The 19,306-nt window shown below is 58.4% G+C and carries 15 protein-coding genes; 9 read left to right on the top strand and 6 right to left on the bottom strand.

Going from position 1 to position 19,306, the window contains the following annotated elements; all coding sequences use genetic code 11:
- The first annotated feature begins 77 nt into the window (after positions 1-77).
- From J4D97_RS07600 to J4D97_RS07580, 5 genes are all read left to right on the top strand, one after another.
- Positions 78-548, top strand: coding sequence for an ATP-dependent zinc protease family protein (locus J4D97_RS07600; protein ID WP_185280541.1), 471 nt, complete (start codon positions 78-80; stop codon positions 546-548).
- 78 nt (positions 549-626) lie between these two features.
- The gene (gene rimK, locus J4D97_RS07595) at positions 627-1,559 is read left to right on the top strand and encodes a 30S ribosomal protein S6--L-glutamate ligase (RefSeq protein WP_185280540.1); all 933 of its coding nucleotides are present in this window, start codon (positions 627-629) and stop codon (positions 1,557-1,559) included.
- Between the two features lie 134 nt (positions 1,560-1,693).
- Positions 1,694-2,677 carry a succinylglutamate desuccinylase/aspartoacylase family protein gene (locus J4D97_RS07590; RefSeq protein ID WP_243900200.1) on the top strand — a complete coding sequence of 328 codons (984 nt, stop codon included), beginning with the start codon at positions 1,694-1,696 and terminating at the stop codon, positions 2,675-2,677.
- Between the two features lie 238 nt (positions 2,678-2,915).
- Positions 2,916-3,563 carry an OmpH family outer membrane protein gene (locus J4D97_RS07585; RefSeq protein WP_208307052.1) on the top strand — a complete coding sequence of 216 codons (648 nt, stop codon included), beginning with the start codon at positions 2,916-2,918 and terminating at the stop codon, positions 3,561-3,563.
- A 177-nt stretch (positions 3,564-3,740) separates the two neighbouring features.
- Positions 3,741-4,130 carry a hypothetical protein gene (locus J4D97_RS07580; protein WP_185280538.1) on the top strand — a complete coding sequence of 130 codons (390 nt, stop codon included), beginning with the start codon at positions 3,741-3,743 and terminating at the stop codon, positions 4,128-4,130.
- A 74-nt stretch (positions 4,131-4,204) separates the two neighbouring features.
- Here the strand turns inward: J4D97_RS07580 and J4D97_RS07575 are convergent, their stop codons facing one another.
- The 6 genes from J4D97_RS07575 to J4D97_RS07550 all read right to left on the bottom strand — a co-directional run bounded on the left by J4D97_RS07575 (position 4,205) and on the right by J4D97_RS07550 (position 14,298).
- Positions 4,205-5,221 (bottom strand): LacI family DNA-binding transcriptional regulator, encoded by a 1,017-nt coding sequence (locus tag J4D97_RS07575; protein ID WP_208307051.1) that lies wholly within the window; start codon positions 5,219-5,221, stop codon positions 4,205-4,207.
- A 193-nt stretch (positions 5,222-5,414) separates the two neighbouring features.
- A complete protein-coding gene (locus J4D97_RS07570) occupies positions 5,415-6,458 on the bottom strand; it encodes a PmoA family protein (RefSeq protein ID WP_208307050.1) in 1,044 nt (347 codons plus the stop codon).
- A 69-nt stretch (positions 6,459-6,527) separates the two neighbouring features.
- Positions 6,528-7,883, bottom strand: a complete 1,356-nt coding sequence (locus tag J4D97_RS07565; protein WP_208307049.1) for a Gfo/Idh/MocA family protein — start codon at positions 7,881-7,883, stop codon at positions 6,528-6,530.
- 153 nt (positions 7,884-8,036) lie between these two features.
- Entirely contained in the window at positions 8,037-9,419 is a 1,383-nt protein-coding gene (locus tag J4D97_RS07560; protein ID WP_347879330.1) for a 3-keto-disaccharide hydrolase, read from the bottom strand.
- Between the two features lie 111 nt (positions 9,420-9,530).
- Complete coding sequence (locus J4D97_RS07555) at positions 9,531-11,180, bottom strand: RagB/SusD family nutrient uptake outer membrane protein (protein WP_208307048.1); 1,650 nt, start codon at positions 11,178-11,180, stop codon at positions 9,531-9,533.
- A gap of 73 nt (positions 11,181-11,253) precedes the next feature.
- Positions 11,254-14,298, bottom strand: a complete 3,045-nt coding sequence (locus J4D97_RS07550; protein WP_208307047.1) for a SusC/RagA family TonB-linked outer membrane protein — start codon at positions 14,296-14,298, stop codon at positions 11,254-11,256.
- A 334-nt stretch (positions 14,299-14,632) separates the two neighbouring features.
- Here J4D97_RS07550 and J4D97_RS07545 point away from each other — a divergent pair, with 334 nt between their 5' ends.
- The 4 genes from J4D97_RS07545 to uxuA all read left to right on the top strand — a co-directional run bounded on the left by J4D97_RS07545 (position 14,633) and on the right by uxuA (position 19,165).
- Positions 14,633-15,637, top strand: a complete 1,005-nt coding sequence (locus tag J4D97_RS07545) for an FAD:protein FMN transferase (protein WP_208307046.1) — start codon at positions 14,633-14,635, stop codon at positions 15,635-15,637.
- Positions 15,634-16,851: a Gfo/Idh/MocA family protein gene (locus J4D97_RS07540; protein WP_208307045.1), complete on the top strand. Its 1,218-nt coding sequence runs from the start codon at positions 15,634-15,636 to the stop codon at positions 16,849-16,851. The genes J4D97_RS07545 and J4D97_RS07540 overlap by 4 nt, the downstream gene beginning before the upstream one ends.
- Positions 16,852-17,031: 180 nt before the next feature.
- Entirely contained in the window at positions 17,032-17,847 is an 816-nt protein-coding gene (locus J4D97_RS07535) for an SDR family oxidoreductase (protein ID WP_208307044.1), read from the top strand.
- 133 nt (positions 17,848-17,980) lie between these two features.
- Positions 17,981-19,165: a mannonate dehydratase gene (gene uxuA / locus J4D97_RS07530; protein ID WP_208307043.1), complete on the top strand. Its 1,185-nt coding sequence runs from the start codon at positions 17,981-17,983 to the stop codon at positions 19,163-19,165.
- Positions 19,166-19,306 lie beyond the last annotated feature (141 nt).

The following is a 19,306-nucleotide window of genomic DNA, read 5'->3' as shown; positions in this document are numbered from 1 at the left end:
CGCTCCGCTCAGGATGACAGACGCCTTTTTACTTCATAATCTCACAACTTCCCCTTCCACCCCTTACCTTCGCTTCAATGAAAAAGATGCGAATTCCGAAGCGGGTTATAGGGCGGCGGGAGCTGGTCGATTTTCCGGCGTTTGGGCTGCAAGGCATAGAGGCCAAGGTAGATACCGGCGCCTACACGGGCGCCATCCACTGCTCCGACATCCACGAGGAGCGCCGCGCCGATGGGCAAATTGTGCTGCGCGTGCTGCTTCTTGATCCGTCGCACCTTAACTTTGATGGCCGGCCGCTGGAATTTACCACGTTCTCGCGGCGCGACATCCGAAGCTCGAATGGCGATGTGCAGGAGCGTTACGTGGTAGCCATGGTAATCCGCCTGTTCGGGGAGGATTTTGCCACCGAATTTTCGCTTTCCGACCGTTCCGATATGAAGTATCCTGTTCTCATTGGCCGTGCGCTGCTGCGGCAGGGGCGCTTTGTGGTGGACGTAGGCCGGCGCAACGTTTCCTACAAAGCGGCTGCAACGCAAAACCCCTCCTGATACATTAGCTGAATTCGCACACCCGCCCCATTCGCTTTTTACAACCACCCGTCGACTGCCCCATCCTCTGTGTCATCAATGAAGTTAGCGATTCTATCGCGCGAGCCGAAACTATACTCTACCCAGCGTTTGGTAGAGGCCGCCCAGCAGCGTGGCCACGAGGTGCTGGTGCTAGACCATTTGCAGTGCAATCTGGTGCTGGAAAAGGGGACGCCGGGTATTATTTACAAGGGCGAGCGACTGCATGATATTCAGGCCATTATTCCGCGTATCGGAGCTTCTGTCACCTTCTACGGCACGGCCGTAGTGCGGCAATTCGAGATGATGAAAGTGGCTACCGCCGTGAGCAGCCAGGCCATTGTGCGCTCGCGCGACAAGCTGCGCTCAGTGCAAATCCTGAGCCGGGCGGGGGTAGGAATGCCCAAAACGGCCTTCACCAACTTCTCCGCCGACGTGCCTACCATGATTGAGCACGTGGGCGGTGCCCCCGTCATTATCAAGCTGTTGGAAGGCACGCAGGGGCTGGGCGTGGTACTGGCCGAGTCTGCCAAGGCGGCGCAGTCGGTGATTGAGGCGTTTCACAACCTGAAAGCGCGCATCATTGTGCAGGAGTTTATTGCTGAGAGCAAGGGCGCCGACCTGCGCGCCTTTGTGGTGAACGGCGAGGTAGTAGGCGCTATGAAGCGCCAAGGCAAGGAAGGCGAATTCCGCTCGAACCTGCACCGCGGCGGCACCGGCAAGCTGGTGAAGCTGAGCCGGGCCGAAAAGGCCGCTGCTCTGGCCGCTGCCAAAGCGCTGGGCCTGGGCATTGCGGGCGTGGATATGCTGCAAAGCAAGCGTGGCCCGCTGGTGCTGGAAGTCAACTCCTCGCCCGGTTTGGAAGGCATCGAAAAAGCCACTGGCCTCGACATCGCCGGTAAAATCATTGCCTACACCGAAGACCTGGTGAAAAAGCGCAAGAGGGCCGAAACCACCAAAAAGCGCAAAGCCACCGAAACCGACGAAGGGTAGGGGGTAGCGAAAGCTAAAATCAGGCTAGAGCTAAAAAGCTAGTTCCCCTCCTTTTCAAGGAGGGGAACTAGCTTTTTAGCTCTAGCCTGCTTCCAGTCATATAACAACTAGGTACCACGCATCATTTCAATTACTTGCAGCTAAACGGCCTCACTATCCAACCCGGCGAGCGGGTGATGACTCGTCTGGTTATCTCCCGCCTACCCTCGGGCACCATCATCGACGTGCCGGTGCACGTGTTCCGGTCGCGGGAGCCGGGGCCGACGGTGCTGCTGATGGCTGGTATGCACGGCGACGAGGTGAACGGCGTGGAAACCGTTCGTCGCCTGATTCAGCAGGATTTGCTGTGGCCGTTGCGGGGCACCATCATTGCCATTCCGCTGCTCAACATCTACGGGTTCCTGAACTTCTCGCGCGAAGTGCCCGATGGCAAGGACGTAAACCGTTCGTTTCCGGGCAACCCACGCGGCTCATTGGCCAGCCGGGTAGCGCACCGCTTCATGCGCGAAATTATGCCGCTGGTCGACTACGGTATTGATTTTCATACTGGTGGCGCCTCTCGCAGCAACCACCCGCAAGTGCGCTGCCTGCTCGACCACGAGCCCAGCGCCACGCTGGCCCGCACGTTTGCGGCTCCCTTCACGCTGCATGCCAAGCTGCGCCGCGGTTCCCTGCGCGAAGCGGCGTTTGGATTGGGCAAATCCATTATCGTGTACGAAACCGGCGAGTCGCTACGCTTCGATGAGGCGGGAATTGAACTGGCTGTGGCCGGTACCTACCGCGTGCTGCACCACCTGGGCATGGTAGCGGAGGCCACGCCGGCCACCCAGCCCAGCATCGTATGCTGGCGCGGGCGCTGGCTGCGGGCACGCTTTGCGGGCCTATTCCGCAGCCAAGTGCGCAAGGGCGACTACATCGAGCAGGGCCAAGTCTACGGCATCATCACCGACCCCTACGGCGAAATGGCCGTGCGCTTGGAGTCGCCGGTGAGCGGCTACGTGGTAGGGCTCAACCATATGCCCGTGGTCAACCAGGGCGACGCGCTCCTGCACATCGGCCTGACGGAGCCAGCACCCGGTCCCACCGAGGACGCAGGTGCCCCCGCCCCGGCTGTGTGAATGATGTTTAGTTGTTAACATCTGTTATCCTGAGCGCAGCGAAGGACCTTATCACGTGAGAACGACCATCATAACAACGACTCGTTTAACTGGCAGAAGGTCCTTCGCAAGCTCAGGATGACAGTCTTCTGCGACTGACAATTACCAACTACCAACTCACAGCTAAGATAACCCGAGGTTTTTCTGTTTCTTTGTTCCGCCCGTAACGGGCTGATCTACCTATTCTCTTTTTCTGCGAATGAATAAGTCCACTCAACTCATTGTCAACGCCGTTTTGGTTCTGGCCGTCGCCGTTCTGTTTTTCCTGCACTTCTCCTCCCGTCCCGCTGCTGCCCCGGCAGCCGCTACCCCTAAGGTGACCATGGCGGCTGATTCTACTGCTGATGTGGCCGTAGACGAGGTAGCCACCGTGGCTAGTGCTGATACCAACAAAGTGGCTTACGTGGAATCGAACAAGCTGCTGGAAGGCTACAAGGGAATGCAGGTAGCCCGCAAGAACTTCGAAGGCAAGGCCAAAGGCTGGCAGGCCCAAAACGATGCCTTAATACGCAACTTCCAGGCAGCCGTGCAGAAGTATCAGCAAACCGCCCAGACGCTCACCAACGAGCAGCGCGCCGCCACCGAGCAGAGCCTGCAACAGCAGGAAGCCCAGGCGGGTCAGAAGCAGCAGCAGTTGCAGCAACAGGCGGCCCAGGAAGAAGCCAAGATGACCAAAACCGTACTTGACCGCGTGGATAAGCAAATTGAGAAATACGGCAAGGAGAACGGCTACCGCATGATCCTGATTTCCTCGCCTGGTGGGGCCATTGCCTACGCCCGCAAGGAACTGGACATTACCGCGCCCGTGCTGAAGTACCTCAACGACGAGTACAGCGCCAAAAAGTAATCCTTGCTTCAGCAAGACCCCGAAAGCCCGGCAGACAGCCGGGCTTTTTTTGTGGTCGTCAGGATGTTTTAGGGACTATTCGTAAGGGCTGATTAAACCTTTGGCGGTGGCAGGCGTCTAATAAGTATACTATCAACTTAAACGCGGTAAGTCCCTGACGAGCTGCACTATTATACCATGAAAAAATTCCTGAAAATACCCGTTTTACTTTTCCTGTTCGCCGCTGGCACTTTGCTTAGCGGCTGCACCACCTCAGCCGGTGTTGGTTATGGCTACGGCGATGTAGGCCCGTACTACGGTGCCGGTCCCTACTACGGTCGCGCCTACCCATACTACGGCCGGGCCTACGGCTACCGCCCTTACGCACGACCCTACTACCGCAACCGTACGGTAATTGTAACGCCCGCACCGCGCCGGGCGCCACGTGGGGTAGTACGGGGCAGCCGCAGCCAGGTGCGACCCAATACCACGTACCGCCGTGCTCCCCAGGCCTCGCCTCGCAGCAATAGCATGCAGGGCCGCAGCCAAGGTAGCGTGCAAGGCGGCAGCCGTGGCCGGGTACGCTAAGCACCCGATAAGCAGTAAAAAGCCCCGGGCAACTGATGTTGCCCGGGGCTTTTTCGTGTTGCGTAGTCACGTAGTTATGTGGTTGCCGTCGATTTGCGTTGTATCAGAGTTGACTTCAGCTCCTGACTTTGGGTAGGAAGAATGGGGCGGTTCTTGAGAATGGATTTGAACAGGATACGTGCTGCTTCCCTACCCATTTCGTAGGCCGGCTGGGCAATGGTGGTGAGGGGCGGGTCGAGCAGATCGGCAATTTCCAGGTTGGAAAAGCTGATGATCTTCACGTCTTCCGGAATGCGGCGGCCCAGGTGCCGGCATGCCAGGTAGCTGCTCATGGCCAGCGTTTCTACGGAAGCAAAGATACCGTCGATAGCCGGGTTTTGCTGTAGCAATTCCTGAATCAGGGTTTGGTTACGGTCTTTGTTGGAGGTGCCGCGCAAGAGCAGGGCCGGGTCGGGCGTGAGGCCGTGGGCCTGTAGGGCGTCGAGGTAGCCTTGCAGCCGCTTCTGCCCGATGGATAAGTGGTCGGAAATAAGCAAGTGGGCGATGTGGCGGCAGCCCGCATCCAGCAGGTGCTGGGTGGCTTGGTAGCCGCTGCGGTAGTCGTCGGTCGTGATTTTAGCGGTAGCAAACTCCTCGCATACTCGGTCGAAAAACACCATTGGGATATGACGCTCCTGTAGCTTGCTGAAGTGGGAGAAATCCTGCGTTTCGCCTGCCAAAGAGGCCAGAATACCATCTACCCGGCCGCTCGCGAAATGCTGCACAATGGTGGCTTCCTGCTGAGCATCATCGTGCGTGAGGTAGATGAGCACGTGGTAGTTATTCTCGCGGGCTACTTCCTCAATGCCATTGATAGCCAGAGAAAAGAAGTTGTTGGCCACTTCCGGAATAACCACGCCAATGGTCTTGCTTTTCTGACGGCGCAGGCTACTAGCGTAGGGGTTGGGCTCGTACCCGAGCTGTCGGGCCAGCTGCTGTACCTTGGCTTTGGTGGTCGCGCTTATCTCGTAGCTGTCGCTCAGCGCCCGCGAAACTGTTGAGACGGACAGATTTAATTCCTGAGCAAGCTGTTTAAGATTAACGGGATTCATCCCGAAAAATAGCCATTATTCACATCTCTCCCCGAAACTGGGTTATGGGGAGGAATAAGGTCTAGTCTGCTTAGTAAGAACCTCTCTACGTCAACGGCCTACCCAATTGGGTAGGCCGTTGACGTAACAAGTGATGGAAAGGGTAGGGAGCATACAAGAAAGATGCTTCTACGCGGCAGCTTTGTATCCTAGGTTATTTATGCATCGCCACGCGCTTCTTGGCAAAGCTGGTAGCTACCTCGTCTAATTGCGCTGAAGCCAACACTTTAGCCCCGCTGTTGATGACAACGCGGTAGCGGAAACTCACCGACTCACCCTTTTTGAGCTGTAAGTTTTTAGCCGATTTTCCATTCGTGAAAGCCTTCTCCCCTAGTGGGTTGGCGGCAAACAAGCCGTAGCCGCGAGCGTGCCAGAAGGTAGGGTAGTTGGGGTTAGCCGGGTGGTCGATGATGGCGACGCTGACCGAATCGTTACCCATTTTGCCGTAGGCCATGCACCAGGCGGCGCGCGTGCTCCAGGCGTCGTTGCCGCGTTTGCCGGCGCTGGTGAGGTAGTTGCCGGTAGCTACCTTGTCGGTGCCGCCCTTCACGATGGTTACGTTGGCTTTGTCGTCGGTGAACTTCTGGTCTTTCGTTTCTGGAATTTGCAGGGCGTGGGCCAGGCGCAGCCCCAGCATGCCGTCTTTGGCATCGGTGAAGGTGACGGTGGTGTTGGCCTTCAGCGTGGTATAGCGGTCGATGATGCGCTGCTGGGCCGTGCCGCTGAACTCTAGCCGGGTGGTTTCCTCTAGGAGCACGTCGCGTTGCTGGTTGGTCCAGTTGGCGTGGTAGGCGAGGGTGCCGGTCGGACCGTTGGTGGTTTCTAGGATTTTATCCGTCCGAATCCAGCCGTAGCCCGCCTTTTTTTCCGCCGGAATAGCGTAGGAGTTGTTCCAGAAATCCAGCCCATTCACGTTCTCAAAGTTGAACCACAGGCCCAGGTGATGCGGGTGGTCGGTGGGGTCGCCGGGCTGGGACGCTACCGGAAAGCCGCGGGTAACCACTGTGCCGTTGGCCGCACGCAAGGGGTAAAGCACGGGCTTTTCCAGTGTATCAGGGTAGAGAAAGCTAGTGAACAGCTGCTTGCCTACAAATACATCCACCTTTTGGGCGTTACCGCTTCGGACAAAGCGCACCGCCTGCTGTTGGGCTTGCGCCGTGAAGCCAGCCAGAAGGAGTAAGTAAAAGAGCTTTTTCATGCGCGTAAAAGTCAAGCAGGCCGCAGGGAACACCCAATAGGATGTTCCCTGCGGCCTGTGTGTTTACTACTAATACTTGAACGGCTTGCCACCTACCATCACCTCCTGCGTTTTCTCATCGAAGGTGGCTTTCAGACCGGTGTGACTGGCCGCAGTGGTCATGATATTGGCAATGGAGTGGCTGTAGCCGGCCTCCACGGGCGCATTGGTTTCCTTGCGGCTGCGGATGCACTCCATCCAGTTGCGCACGTGATTGGAGGTCAGCACGTCGCCGCCGGTATTGGCCGAGGCTACGGCCGCTTCGGTGTTCGATAGGCTAAACTCTTGCAGCAGGTTAGGCTGCATGTGCATGGCCTCGGCGTGGCGCTTGGTGAGGCCGCCGGTAGGCGACACCTTATTGGTAATCAGGTTCAACTCGCCGCCATTGGAGTAGTAAATCTCGGCCGGACGCTCGTCGCCGTTATGCATGCGCGAGGCAAACACCACCTGGAACCCCTGCGACGGGTCGTTTTCGGGGCCATAGTCGAACACCGACGTGATGGTATCCCAGTTACGGCGGCCGTCTTTCCACATGTATATACCACCGTTGGCTGTCACGCTGCGCGGATGCTTCAGGCCCGTAAACCAGTGCACGGTATCAATCTGATGGCTCATCCACTGGCCGGGCAGGCCCGAGGAGTAGGGCCAGAACAAGCGGTATTCCAGGTACTTGCGCGGGTCGTAGGCCTCGTTGGGGCGGTTCATGAGGTAGCGCTTCCAGTCGATGTCTTCCTGGCGCAGCTCGCTCACCAGCTCCGGCCGACGCCACCGGCCCGGCTGGTTCACGTTCCAGCTCAGCTCTACCATCGTGATGGGGCCAAATTTGCCCGACTTGATGTACTGCTCAGCGGCCTTGTAGTTGTCGCCGCTACGGCGCTGCGAGCCAATCTGGATTATCTGCTTGGAGGCCTTCACCGCCTTCAGGGCCGCGCGGTTGTCTTCCATCGTCTCGGCGAAGGGTTTCTCCACGTAGGCGTCGCAGCCGGCTTTCACCGCCTCAATGGTGTGCAGGGCGTGCTGAAAATCGGCGGTGCCGATGAACACCGCGTCGATGCCCTTGCTGGCGTACATTTCTTCGTTGTTGCGGTAGGCCGTCACGTTGTGACCGATTTTCTCTTTCCACATGGCAGCTCCTTCCTCGCGGCGGCGCTTCCAGATATCGGATACGCCTACCAAGTCGAAATTCAGCTCTTTGTAGTGGTTCAGAAAGCAGGGCATGTGGGTATTGCGGTGGCGGTCGGAAAAGCCGACGACGCCTACCCGCACCCGGTCGTTGGCACCGATGATGCGCTTGTAGCTGCTGGCCGACCATGCCACCTGCGGCAGCATGGCGCCAGCACCGGCAACGGCTAATTGTTGGAGAAAAACACGGCGGGGAGTAGACATGATTTTAGCTGTTAGCTTATCGCTGGAAGCTGTTGGCTTTTTTGTGGGAAGCTGCTGCCAGCTGAAAATGTATAAATAATAGATTTTTAGGTCGTTGGATTTTGCTTTTATTAAGCTATCAGCTAATAGCCAAAAGCCAACAGCTCAAAAAATCTACTTCAATTCCTTGATCTTAATGCTGCGGAAGGAAACCCGGTTGCCGTGGTCTTGCAGCAGCAGGTGGCCCTTGGGCGCCTCCCCGAAGTTCGGCCACACCTTGTACTTGCTGATGGCTACCAAATCGCGGAATTCCTTGGAGCCGCGCTCGTATTCCAGCACCTTCGAGCCGTTGAGGTAGTGCTCCACGTGGTTGTTGGGGTAGACCACCACGCGGCCCACGTTCCACTCGCCAATGGGGTGGATAAAGCGCGGCGACTTATCTGCCTTTTTCAGGTCGTAGAGCGAGGCTAGGGTGCGGTTGCCGTCGCGGCCGAGCTTGGCATCGGGGTGCAGCTCGTCGTCGAGGACTTGGTATTCCAGGCCGATGGCCGAGCCCTGCGTTTTCTCATCCAGCGTCACGAAATACTTCACGCCGCTGTTGGCGCCGGGCGTCAACTTGAACTCAAACGACAGGTCGAAGGCGCTGTATTGGTCGTCGCTCACGATGTCGCCGCCGTTGGCGGCCTCCTTGCCTTCCGACGATAGCACCGTCATGGTGCCGTCCGTTACCTGCCAGCCCTGGACCGGGAAGGCGCCGCCTTTGGCGCTGTGCCAGCCCTTGTTGGTTTTACCGTCGAACAGCAGCTTCCATCCGCCTTTTTTCTCGGTGGCGGTGAGCGTATTTGGCTCAAAATTCACCACATACACATCGGCCGGGAACGGGGTAGGCTGCAAGTTGGTGGTCTTGATTTTGATGTCCTTGAAGTAGATTTTCTTGCCTTCCTGCGCTTTGTCGGAGATGCCGTGCACTTGCAGGCCAATGAAGCCCTTGGGGTCGATGGGGTCTACCACGTAGGCCACGGGCACGTTGTTGAGCCACGTTTTCGTCTCATTGCCGATGCACTCGATCTTTAGGTGGTTGTACTGCCCGGCTTTATAGGCCGTTTTGGCCTCGGGGTGCAGATCCAGCGGGTAGAGCCACTGCCGGCGCGCCTCGTCGTAAATGCCACCCGACCAGCTCCGCGCCGATGGGTCGATTTCCACCTGGCGGCCGTACACCTTGCCCTTTTGCTGGGGCGAATCAAAGTGGCTGCGCGTTTGCACGCCGGAATTGCCGTCGGTGCTTTCCATCTTGATGTCCAGCTCCAGCACAAAGTCGCCGTATTCTTTCTCGGTCACCAAAAAAGTGTTGCCGGAGTTCATCACGGTAGTGCCCACGATGACACCGTTTTCCACCTTATAATCGGCGGTGCCGGCCAGCTTTTTCCAGCCTTTCAGCGTTTTGCCGTCGAACAGGTTTTGCCAGGTATCGGCGACTTTAGGCGTAGCGGGGGGATTATGGAAGGCAGTTAGCAGAAAAGTAGCGGCGCAGGTAGTAAGAAAGGTCGTCGGTTTCAAGGGGTAGGGGGTAAGGTGGTACGGGAGGGTTGTTAGGGTAAGCTACTCTTTTTCGTAGAATAGTCAGGCAGATAGTCTTCCATATAGAAGCGCTGATTGCCAAATGGTTGCTTAATAGCCAGGATTTTGAGGGAAAGCGCTGGCGCCGCCCGCCGTGCGGTCAATCTGGTTTTGCGGAATAGGCCGCAGCACGTGGTAGTCTTTGATATTGGGGGCACCGTCGGGATTGTAGAGCTTCACGCGTTCTACCAGCTTGCCCCAGCGCTTCAAGTCAAACCACCGGAACATCTCGCCCAGCAGCTCTCGCCCCCGTTCCTCCATAATAAACTCCATCGTCAGCTGGTCGGCCGTGATTTGCATGGCAGCTTCCTTGCCCGGAAACGCAGCCCGGCGACGTACCGCGTTGATGTAAGGTAGGGCCTCGTTCACCTTGCCTTGTTTCAGCAAGGCTTCGGCCGCAATCAGGTGGGTTTCGGCCAGCCGGAACATCAGGAAGTCGCGGCTGCCGTTCAGGTAGGATAAGTCGGGCCGCAGGGCATCCAGAAACTTGGTGAGGGTAGGGAAAAGGCGCGCACTATACAGGCTGGGTACCAGCACCTGGTAGGGCTTGCTGGCGCGCTTGGCCCGCGACCATTCTTCGCCGGGCAGGTAAATGGCCGTGTCGCCGAGCTGGTAAGTAACGCGCGTTTTGGTGTTGTCGAAGAGGTTGGTGTAGGTGCCGGGCTTGTTGCTGAGGTACGTGGTGCGGAAGCTTTTCTGGTAGCGTGCGTCGTTGGTGCGGTCCTTAAATATGGTGTTCAGCGTGTAGGTGGTTGGCCGGAAGCGCTTGTAGGGGCGGCCGTAAAAAACGTCGCGCTGCATGCCGGCCACCACGTCGTACTCCATCAGAAAGTGAATGTGCGTTTCGTTGCCGGGGCCGTTGGTGGTAGGGTCGGAGGTGTACTGGGTCGCAAAAATCACCTCGTCGTTCACCTCGCCCGCACCTTGCGCAAATACGTTGGCAAAGTCGGGGAGCAACTTATAGGAGTAGTTCTTGATGACGTTTTGGGCGTAGGTAGCGGCCTGGGCGTAGTCATCGGCGGCGGCGGCTTCGGAAGTGGCTTTGGTGAGGTACACGCGGGCCAGCAGATGCTCGCAGGCGCCCTTGGTCACGCGGCCGTAGTCGGTGGTGGAATTTAGGTCGGGTAGGGCTTCCTGCAAATCGCGCACAATGGCGGCGTATACTTCGGGTACCGGTGTGCGCGATGCCTCTTTGGTGGCCGTAGTGTTTTGCTCCAGCACCAGCGGCACCGCCCCAAACATCTGTACAAGAACGAAGTAGTGGTGCGCCCGCAGAAACTTCACCTCCGCCACGCGGCGCTTTTTCACAGCCTCTTCCAGGCCTGTCACGTTCGGGGCCTGGGCCACTACCGCGTTGGCCGTGTTGATGCCCAGGTAGAAGGCGTTCCAGATGTCGTTGAGGTAGCCCGTGCGGGCGTCGAGCTGGGCCGTGTACTGGTTCACAAACTTGTAGCCCCCGTCCGACCCCATGGTGTAAGTATCAGTGCCGAACACGGTCATGGTCATGCCACTTTCGCGGCCATAGTAGTCGCGTAGGGAAGCGTACACAGCCTGGGTAGCCGCGTTGAAGCCGGCCGGGCTGGTAATGTACTCGGAGCCTACCTGCGAAATGACTTCCTCTTCCAGCAAATCATTGCACGAGGAACTAGCTGCCAGAATCATAGCGGCTGCAAGCAACCTGCTGTATGTCAAGAATTTCATAAGAATACGTCGGAGTAGTTGAACAACAGACTACCGCATGGCACCGCGGCCGGCAGGGTAGGGGTAGGAAGTACTAGAACTTGGCGTTCAGGCCGAAGGTGATTTGCCGCACCGACGGAACCTGGCCAGCATTCACCTGATCGTCCACTTCGGGGTCGATGCCCTTGTATTTGGAGCGGTAGGGGGCAAAAATGAAGGGCTGTTGAATGCTGGTGTACAGGCGCAGCCCACTCAAATGCAGGCGCTGCACCACGGCCGGCGTGAAGTTGTAGCCAAGGTTGATGTTGCGCACCTTCACAAACGTGCCGTCGAAATACTGGAGGGTAGAGCCGTAAATGGGTTCTTCCTGGTTCACATTGGGCCGCGGGAAGTCGTTGGTGGGATTGTTGGGCGTCCAGTAATCGATATCCAGGTTGTTGTAGCGGCCCGCTAGCCGGTTGTACGCCGTGTGGAACTCGCTGCGTATCATGCTGCCTACCCGCGCATAGACGAAAAACGAAAAGTCGAAACCCTTGAATTCGAAGCGGTTGGTGATGCCGCCCGACCACTTCGGCACCTGGGAGCCCAGCACCACGCGGTCGTTGGCATCGATGCGGCCGTCGCCGTTCTGGTCTTTTACCTTAATCTGGCCCGGCGCCTGCCCAAAGGATTTGGCCTGGTCTGCTTCATCGGTCTGCCAAATGCCAATCTTCTCGTAGTCGAAATACGCCGTAATAGGCTGCCCGATAAAGCGCCCGCTGCCCACATCGTCTACCTTGCCGTTGAACAGCTCCAGAATGGCTTCGCGGTTGCGGGTGAACTGCACGTCCGTCGACCAGCGGAAACCACCAGCAGTGTTCAGGTTGACGGTAGACACCGTGGCTTCTAGGCCGCGGTTGCGGGTGCGGCCCACGTTGCGGAGCACCTGCGTAAAACCGTTGGAGATAGGCAGCTGGTCGTAGAGCAGCAGGTCACTGGTATTGGCCTGGTAGGCTTCCAGGGAGCCCGACAGGCGTCCTTTCCACAGGCTGAAATCCAGGCCGATGTTGCCGGTGGCGGTGGTTTCCCAGCGCAGGTCGGAGTTGCCGAGGCTGCCTACCCGGTAGCCGTAGGCGGGGTTGTTGCCGAAGGCATACGTGGTGCGCGACAACAGGCTCTGGGTCTGATAGGGGTCGATGCCCGTGTTGCCGATAACGCCGTAGCTGGCGCGCACCTTCAGTTGATCCAGCCACGACACGTTCTTCAGAAAGGCCTCGTCGCTGGCATTCCAGCCCAGTGCCACCGATGGGAAGAAACCGTATTTGTTGTTGGCCCCGAAGCGGGAGGAACCATCGTAGCGGCCCGTGAGCGTAAGCAGGTAGCGGCCCTTAAAGTCGTAGTTCACGCGGCCCATGAAGGACTGCAACGTCCAGGTACGCAGGTCGGTACCGGGCGTGTTGAAGGTGCTGGCCTGGCCCAGGTTGTAGAACTCCTGCGTTTCGGCCGCCACCCCGTTCACGTCAATAAAAGCCCGCTCGTACCGGTCGCGCTGGATAGAGTGCAGGGCCGTGACGCCCAGCGTGTGCACGTCCTTGAACGTCTTGTTGTAGGTCAGAATGTTCTCTAGCGTGTAGTTGAAGCGTTGGCCGTACTCGGTGCGGGCGGTGGCTGGTGCCAGTCGGCGGGCGTTGGTTTTGCTCCCCGTGAAGCTGCCAAACCGCTCGTTGGTCAGGTCGGGGCCGAAGTTGAGGCGGTATTGAAGCCCATCCGTAATCTTCCAGTTCGCATAGATGCTGTTGAACAGGCGCATCGTGCGGGTTTCTACAATATTGGCGCCCGGCACTACCTCGGCTGCGGGGTTGGAGCGCAGGCCGTCGGGGGTAGGTAGGAAAATGAGGTTGCCGTTCTCGTCGTAGGGCTTGCCCAGCGGGTTTTCGTTGAGTGCCCCGCCGAAGGGACTAAAGCGTCCCCCTCCGTACACGGGGCTGTCGTTGCCGTTGTTGAGGCTGTATACTCCCAAGGTAGAAGTGCCTACCTGAAAGTGGTCGTTGATCTGGTGGTCGAGGTTGATGCGGAACGTAAAACGCGTGAAATCAGTGGTTTTTAGAATGCCATTTTCCTTGAAGAAGTTGCCCGAAATAGCAAATTGCGTTTTCTCGCTGCCGCCCCGCACTCCTACCTGGTGGCTCTGAATGCCCGCCGTGCGCAGCAGCATGGAAGGATAGTCGATGCTGCGGCCTTGCTCAATTCCTTCCAGCTCCACGGCCGAGAACAGGCGGCGGTCCGCCGCGGCCGGGTCGGAATCGTCGTAGTTGCCCACGGCCCGGCGCGACTCCCGCTTCATTTCCGCAAACTCTGCTCCGTTCATAATATCCACCCGGCCTAGGGCCTGCGAGAAGCCGCCGTAGGCGTCGTAGCTCACCACGGTTTTGCCAGCCGTGCCCCGGCGCGTCGTCACAAGCACCACGCCGTTGGCCCCGCGCGAGCCGTAAATAGCCGTGGCCGAGGCATCTTTCAGCACCTCCATAGAGGCAATGTCGTTGGGGTTGATGTCGTCGATGCCCGCGGCCAGCGGAATGCCGTCTACCACGTACAGCGGCTCGTTGCTGGCATTGATGGAGCGGCGCCCCCGAATGCGCACCGTTACGCCCTGACCGGGGCGGCTGCCCGCTTGCGTTACATCCACGCCGGCGGCCCGCCCTTGCAGTGCGCGGCGCGGGTCAGCTATGGGCAACTCACTGATTTCCCGAGAAGTAACCGAGGAAATAGCACCTGTGGTCTGGCTTTTCTTCTGGGTGCCGTAGCCTACCACCACCACGTCGTCCAGGGACTTCACATCTTCCTGCAACGTTACGCTGAACTGCCGGCGGCTGCCGATGGTCACGGTTTGCGGTGTGTACCCAATCGAGCTGATAACCAACTCGGTAGCGGTAGGCGGGGCCTGTAGCGTAAAGGTACCGTCGGGGCCAGTGCTAGTGCCAGTGGTTGTGCCTTTCACCTGCACCGTAACGCCAGGCAGTGCAGACCCTTTCGCGTCCACGATCTTGCCGCTGATGGCGTTGCCTGGCTGTTGGGCTACCAGCCTAGTAACCGTTGCTGCCAGGAGCAGCAACAATAACAGGATAGCCTTGGGTAGGCAATTAGTATAAGGTGTTGTCATATAGGTAGGGAATAGGGTGTGGGACAGAGGGAAGCCAAGCGAAAGCCTGAAGTATGCAGACGTGTGTGCCCTAGAACTGCTAGCGTTGTAATTGAATAGGTATTGCTAAATCGTTTGCGCTAACGTTTGCGAAATTGACGCGCAAATTCAACCCTTTATACAACTAATTATCGTATGCCTGAGGTACTTAGTGGTGCTGGTAAACCTATAAAAAGGGATTAGTACTTCAAAAAAATAGCAGATTAATCTATGCAAACGTTTTCGTAATTACTGAACATAAAAGGCTGGAATTATGCTAAAGGGCTGTAGCTTGTCGGCTGCTTCTTTTTAGCATATGATTATTCAACTTCTACTTGCTGTTATAGTATCTCTATGGACGCCGGCGCCGGTCCCAGTGCAAGCGTTTCACTTGCACGGCTATGCGCAGGGCACTACGTACACCCTCACGTACTACGCCGCTGATAGCGTGGTGAAGCAGGCTGAAGTAACCCAACAGCTAGAAGAAATCGACGCCTCGCTGTCGCTCTACCGGGCGGGTTCCCTCATCAACCAGTTCAATGCAGCCCCGCGGGGCGTGCGCGCCGATCAGCACCTGCAACGCGTGGTGGGCAAGGCGCTGGAAGTGTACCGCGCCACCAATGGTCTGTTTGATGCCACCGTAGAGCCGCTGGTGCAGGCCTGGGGCTTCGGCCACCAGCCCGCGGCCGGTGCGCCTACCCCGGCCGCCATTCAGGCTCTCTTGCGCAGCGTAGGGTCCGACAAGCTGACGCTACGCGGCGACTCCCTCCTGAAGCAAGTTCCTACCCTGCACCTCGACCTCAACGGCATTGCTCAGGGTTATACCGTGGATGTGCTGGCGGCCCTGCTGGAGCGCCACGGCATCCGCGACTACGTGGTGGAGCTAGGCGGTGAGTTGCGGGTGCGCGGGCACCGGCAGCCGGGCGGCGAGCTGCTGCGCATCGGCATTGAGCGGCCCGATACCAGTGCTTTCGCGCTGCCTGCGTTGCAGCAGGTGATTGGCCTCACGGCGGGCGGCGTGACCACCTCCGGCAACTACCGCAAGTTTCGGCGGGTAGGGGGCCAGCAGGCGGCGCACCTCATCAACCCTAAAACGGGATACCCCTTTCGTAATGAGTTGATTAGCGTGACTGTAGTGGCCCCCGATGCCCTCACGGCCGATGCCTACGACAACGCCCTGATGGGCATGGGCCTGGACCGCGCCCTCTCGTTTCTGCGACAAAATCCTGATCTTCAGGCTTATTTTATTTATCAGCGCTCCGATGGCGCCGTGGCTGATACGGCTACTGTAGGCTTTACCAAACTCCTGCTTCACCCATGACGACTAACTTTCTCCGCCGAGATTTTATCAAGAAAACGGGCTTGCTTACCAGCGGCCTGCTGCTGCACAACCAAATGCTGAGCGCCTTTGCCGCACCCGCGGCGGCGGGCAAGCTCAAAGTGGGCGTAATTGGTTGCGGCGACCGGGGCACGGGCCTGCTCAAGATCATCAACGACCTGCCCGACAAATACGAGGTAACGGCCGTGTGCGACGAATTGCCCTTTCGCCTCACCAACGCCCTGAAGGTGAAATCGGCCAGCAAGGCCAAAACCTACCTCGACTACCGCGCTCTGCTGGACGCCCGCAACGTGGAGGCCGTGATTATTGCCGTGCCGCTCTACCTGCATTTCGAGGTAGCCAAAGCGGCGTTGCTGGCCGGCAAGCAGGTGTACCTCGAAAAAACCATGACCTACGACATTCCGCAGGCTCTGGAGCTGGTGCAACTGGCCCGGCAGCGGCCCAACCAAACGGTGCAGGTAGGGCACCAGTATCGCTACTCGCCGCTCTACTATAAGGTGAAGGAAATGATTGACAAGGGCTACCTGGGCAAGGTGACGCAGATTGACTGCCGCTGGGACCGGAACGGCAGCTGGCGCCGCCATGTGCCCGAGCCGGGTTTGGAGCGTAAAATCAACTGGCGTATGTACCGCGAGTATTCCGGCGGACTGGCTGCCGAGCTGCTTTCCCACCAGATCGATTTCATTAACTGGGCCTTCAACACCCACGCCGACGAGCTATTCGGCACCGGCGGCATCGACTACTACAAAGACGGCCGCGAAACCTACGACAACGTGCAGGTGATGGCCCGCTACGCCCGCGAGGGCATGGTAGGCAACTTCGGCGCCACCTGCGGCAACGCCTACGACGGCTACCTGTTCAAGCTGAAAGGCACCCGCGGCACCATTTCCCTGCTTATTGATGAGGGCGTGTACTACCCCGAAAAAGACACGCTGAAGGAGTACGGTACCGTAGATGGCGTGACCGGCGCCACGAAAATCACCTGGGACAAAAACGGCGGCATTCCCATCCAAACCGGCCCGCTGAAAGACGGCTCCTGGTACGCGCTCAACGATTTTCATCGCACCGTGCACGAAAAGAAGCTACCCGATTCCAACGTCTTCACCGGCGCTAAAGTGGCCTGCACGGTGCATATGGCCAATCAGGCCATCTACAACCGCACCATCGAGCGGTGGCAGCCCGAGTATAACGTGTAGGGTAGGGCGCGGTGTAGAGACGCATACTTGCGTCTCGTCGTTGCTGATGTTGTTCGCTATAACGATGCTGACACGTGTTGTTCGATGACAAGACGCAAATATGCGTCTCTACACTGTTCTAATGACTCTTTTAGTTAACGTAAACAGTTAATAGAGCATCATCATTTTAGCAGTTCTTGCATGACCGATTCATTTTCCCTGCGGGACAAAGTAATTGTAGTGACCGGCGGTACCGGTATTTTGGGCGAGGCCTTTATCAAAGGCATTGTGGCGGCGGGTGGCGCTGTAGGCATTTTGGGGCGCAACGCCGAGGTGGCCCAGGCCCGCGCCGAAGCCATTCAGCAGCAGGGGGGGAGGGCCGTGGCCCTGGTGGCCGATGTGCTGGAAGAAACCGAGCTGCAAGCCGCCTGCCAGCAGGTGATGGATACGTTTGGCCGAATTGATGGCCTGGTGAACGGCGCCGGCGGCAATGCCCCCGATGGTGTGCTGGACCCCGCCGAGGACGTATTCAAGATGAACCTGACCGGCATGAAGCGCGTGATGGACCTGAACGTGTGGGGCACCGTGCTGCCTACCCAAGTGTTTGGGCCGGCGCTGGCCGAGTCGGGCGCGGGCAGCATCGTCAACATTTCGTCCATGAACTCCAAGCGGGCCATCACTAAAGTGCTAGGCTACAACATGGGTAAAGCGGCCGTGGACTGCTACAACCAGTGGTTTGCGGTGGAAATGGCCAACCGCTACGGCGACCGGCTGCGCATGAACGCCTTGGCCCCCGGCTTTTTCCTTACCGAGCAAAACCGCAGTCTGCTCACCAACCCCGACGGCAGCTTCACCGCCCGCGGCGAAAAAGTCATCCGCCAAACGCCATTCCAGCGCTTCGGCCACCCCGACGAGCTGCAAGGCGCGCTAGTGTGGCTGCTCAGCGACGCGTCCAAGTTCGTGACCGGCTCCATGATTTGCGTGGACGGCGGCTTCTCTATTTTTGGCGGCGTGTAGGGGCTGTTTGCACGGTGTAGAGACGCAACTATGCGTCTCTACACCGTGCAAACAGCTTCTTAGAAAAGAACTCGTCACTTCTCTTGCAGGGACGAATGACGGGCTTCACTTATAAAAATCCATACATTCAGTAATGCCCCAACAACCCTATTTCTTGGAGCAAACCATGCGCTGGTTTGGTCCTTCTGACCCCGTTTCTTTGGCTGATATCCGGCAGGCAGGCTGCACGGGCGTCGTCACGGCGCTGCATCACCTACCCAACGGCGTGGTGTGGCCGGTGGCTGAAATTCAGGAGCGGCAGGCCGAAATCGAGGCCGCCGGCCTGGTGTGGAGCGTGGTGGAGAGCGTGCCAGTGCATGAAGCTATTAAGACCCAGGTCGCAGGATATCAGCAGTATATCGAAAATTACAAGGAGTCGCTGCGCAACCTGGGGGCGTGCGGGATTCGCACCGTCACCTACAACTTTATGCCAGTGCTGGACTGGACGCGCACCGACTTGAGCTACCCCATGTCCGACGGCTCGCGGGCGCTGCGCTTCGAGCGGGCCGCCTTTGTGGCATTCGACACGCTGCTGCTGAAGCGCAAAGGCGCCGAGCAGGACTATACGGCCGCGGAGCTGGAGGCCGCCCGCCAGCGCCTGGCAGGCATGAGCGAGGCCGAGCAACTGCAAGTACAGCGCAACATCATTGCGGGCCTACCTGGCAGCGAGGAAAGCTTCACCTTGGCGCAGTTTCAGGAGGCACTAGACGCCTACCAGGGCATTGATGCGGCGCGGCTGCGGCAGCACCTCATCCATTTTCTGAGCGAAGTAGCGCCGGTGGCCGAGGCAGCGGGCGTGCGCCTCGTCATTCACCCCGACGACCCGCCCTACGCTATCTTGGGCCTACCGCGGGTAGTAAGCACCGCCGCCGATGTGGCGGCACTGTTTGCCGCCGTGCCCTCACTCAGCAATGGCCTGTGCTTCTGCACCGGCTCGTTCGGCGTCATCCCCGAAAACGACCTGCCTGCCATGGTGCGCCAGTTCGCCGACCGCATCCACTTCATCCACCTGCGCAGCACCCGCCGCAACGCCGCCGGCGACTTCTACGAGGACAACCACCTGGAAGGCGACGTGGATATGTATCAGGTAATGAAGGAGCTAATAGAGGTGATGCAGCAGCGTGGGGTTACGCTCCCCATGCGCCCCGACCACGGCCACCAAATGCTCGACGACCTCGCCAAAAAAACCAACCCCGGCTACTCTGCCATCGGCCGCCTCCGCGGCCTTGCTGAGCTACGCGGGTTGGAATTGGGGATACAGCGGGGAAGGATAGGGTAGGAGGGTAGGGGGGTGTGAGGGCAGGAAGTCTGTCATCCTGAGCGCAGTGAAGGACCTTATCACGTCAGAACGAGTCGTTGTTACACTTGTCGTTCTAGCGTGATAAGGTCCTTCGCTGCACTCAGGATGACATACTTCCTA

The organism is Hymenobacter defluvii (genome assembly GCF_017589435.1).
Taxonomy (GTDB): Bacteria; Bacteroidota; Bacteroidia; order Cytophagales; family Hymenobacteraceae; genus Hymenobacter; species Hymenobacter profundi.
Note: the sequence above shows the minus strand (reverse complement) of the source record. Positions and strands in the feature narration are given on the sequence as shown.

What these genes read in the sequence shown, in the direction of transcription:
- J4D97_RS07600 (WP_185280541.1), top strand. Translation starts at nt 78, where the DNA reads ATGAAAAAGATGCGAATTCCGAAGCGGGTTATAGGGCGGCGGGAGCTG.
- rimK (WP_185280540.1), top strand. Translation starts at nt 627, where the DNA reads ATGAAGTTAGCGATTCTATCGCGCGAGCCGAAACTATACTCTACCCAG.
- J4D97_RS07585 (WP_208307052.1), top strand. Translation starts at nt 2,916, where the DNA reads ATGAATAAGTCCACTCAACTCATTGTCAACGCCGTTTTGGTTCTGGCC.
- J4D97_RS07580 (WP_185280538.1), top strand. Translation starts at nt 3,741, where the DNA reads ATGAAAAAATTCCTGAAAATACCCGTTTTACTTTTCCTGTTCGCCGCT.
- J4D97_RS07575 (WP_208307051.1), bottom strand. Translation starts at nt 5,221, where the DNA reads ATGAATCCCGTTAATCTTAAACAGCTTGCTCAGGAATTAAATCTGTCC.
- J4D97_RS07570 (WP_208307050.1), bottom strand. Translation starts at nt 6,458, where the DNA reads ATGAAAAAGCTCTTTTACTTACTCCTTCTGGCTGGCTTCACGGCGCAA.
- J4D97_RS07565 (WP_208307049.1), bottom strand. Translation starts at nt 7,883, where the DNA reads ATGTCTACTCCCCGCCGTGTTTTTCTCCAACAATTAGCCGTTGCCGGT.
- J4D97_RS07555 (WP_208307048.1), bottom strand. Translation starts at nt 11,180, where the DNA reads ATGAAATTCTTGACATACAGCAGGTTGCTTGCAGCCGCTATGATTCTG.
- J4D97_RS07550 (WP_208307047.1), bottom strand. Translation starts at nt 14,298, where the DNA reads ATGACAACACCTTATACTAATTGCCTACCCAAGGCTATCCTGTTATTG.
- J4D97_RS07545 (WP_208307046.1), top strand. Translation starts at nt 14,633, where the DNA reads ATGATTATTCAACTTCTACTTGCTGTTATAGTATCTCTATGGACGCCG.
- J4D97_RS07540 (WP_208307045.1), top strand. Translation starts at nt 15,634, where the DNA reads ATGACGACTAACTTTCTCCGCCGAGATTTTATCAAGAAAACGGGCTTG.
- J4D97_RS07535 (WP_208307044.1), top strand. Translation starts at nt 17,032, where the DNA reads ATGACCGATTCATTTTCCCTGCGGGACAAAGTAATTGTAGTGACCGGC.
- uxuA (WP_208307043.1), top strand. Translation starts at nt 17,981, where the DNA reads ATGCCCCAACAACCCTATTTCTTGGAGCAAACCATGCGCTGGTTTGGT.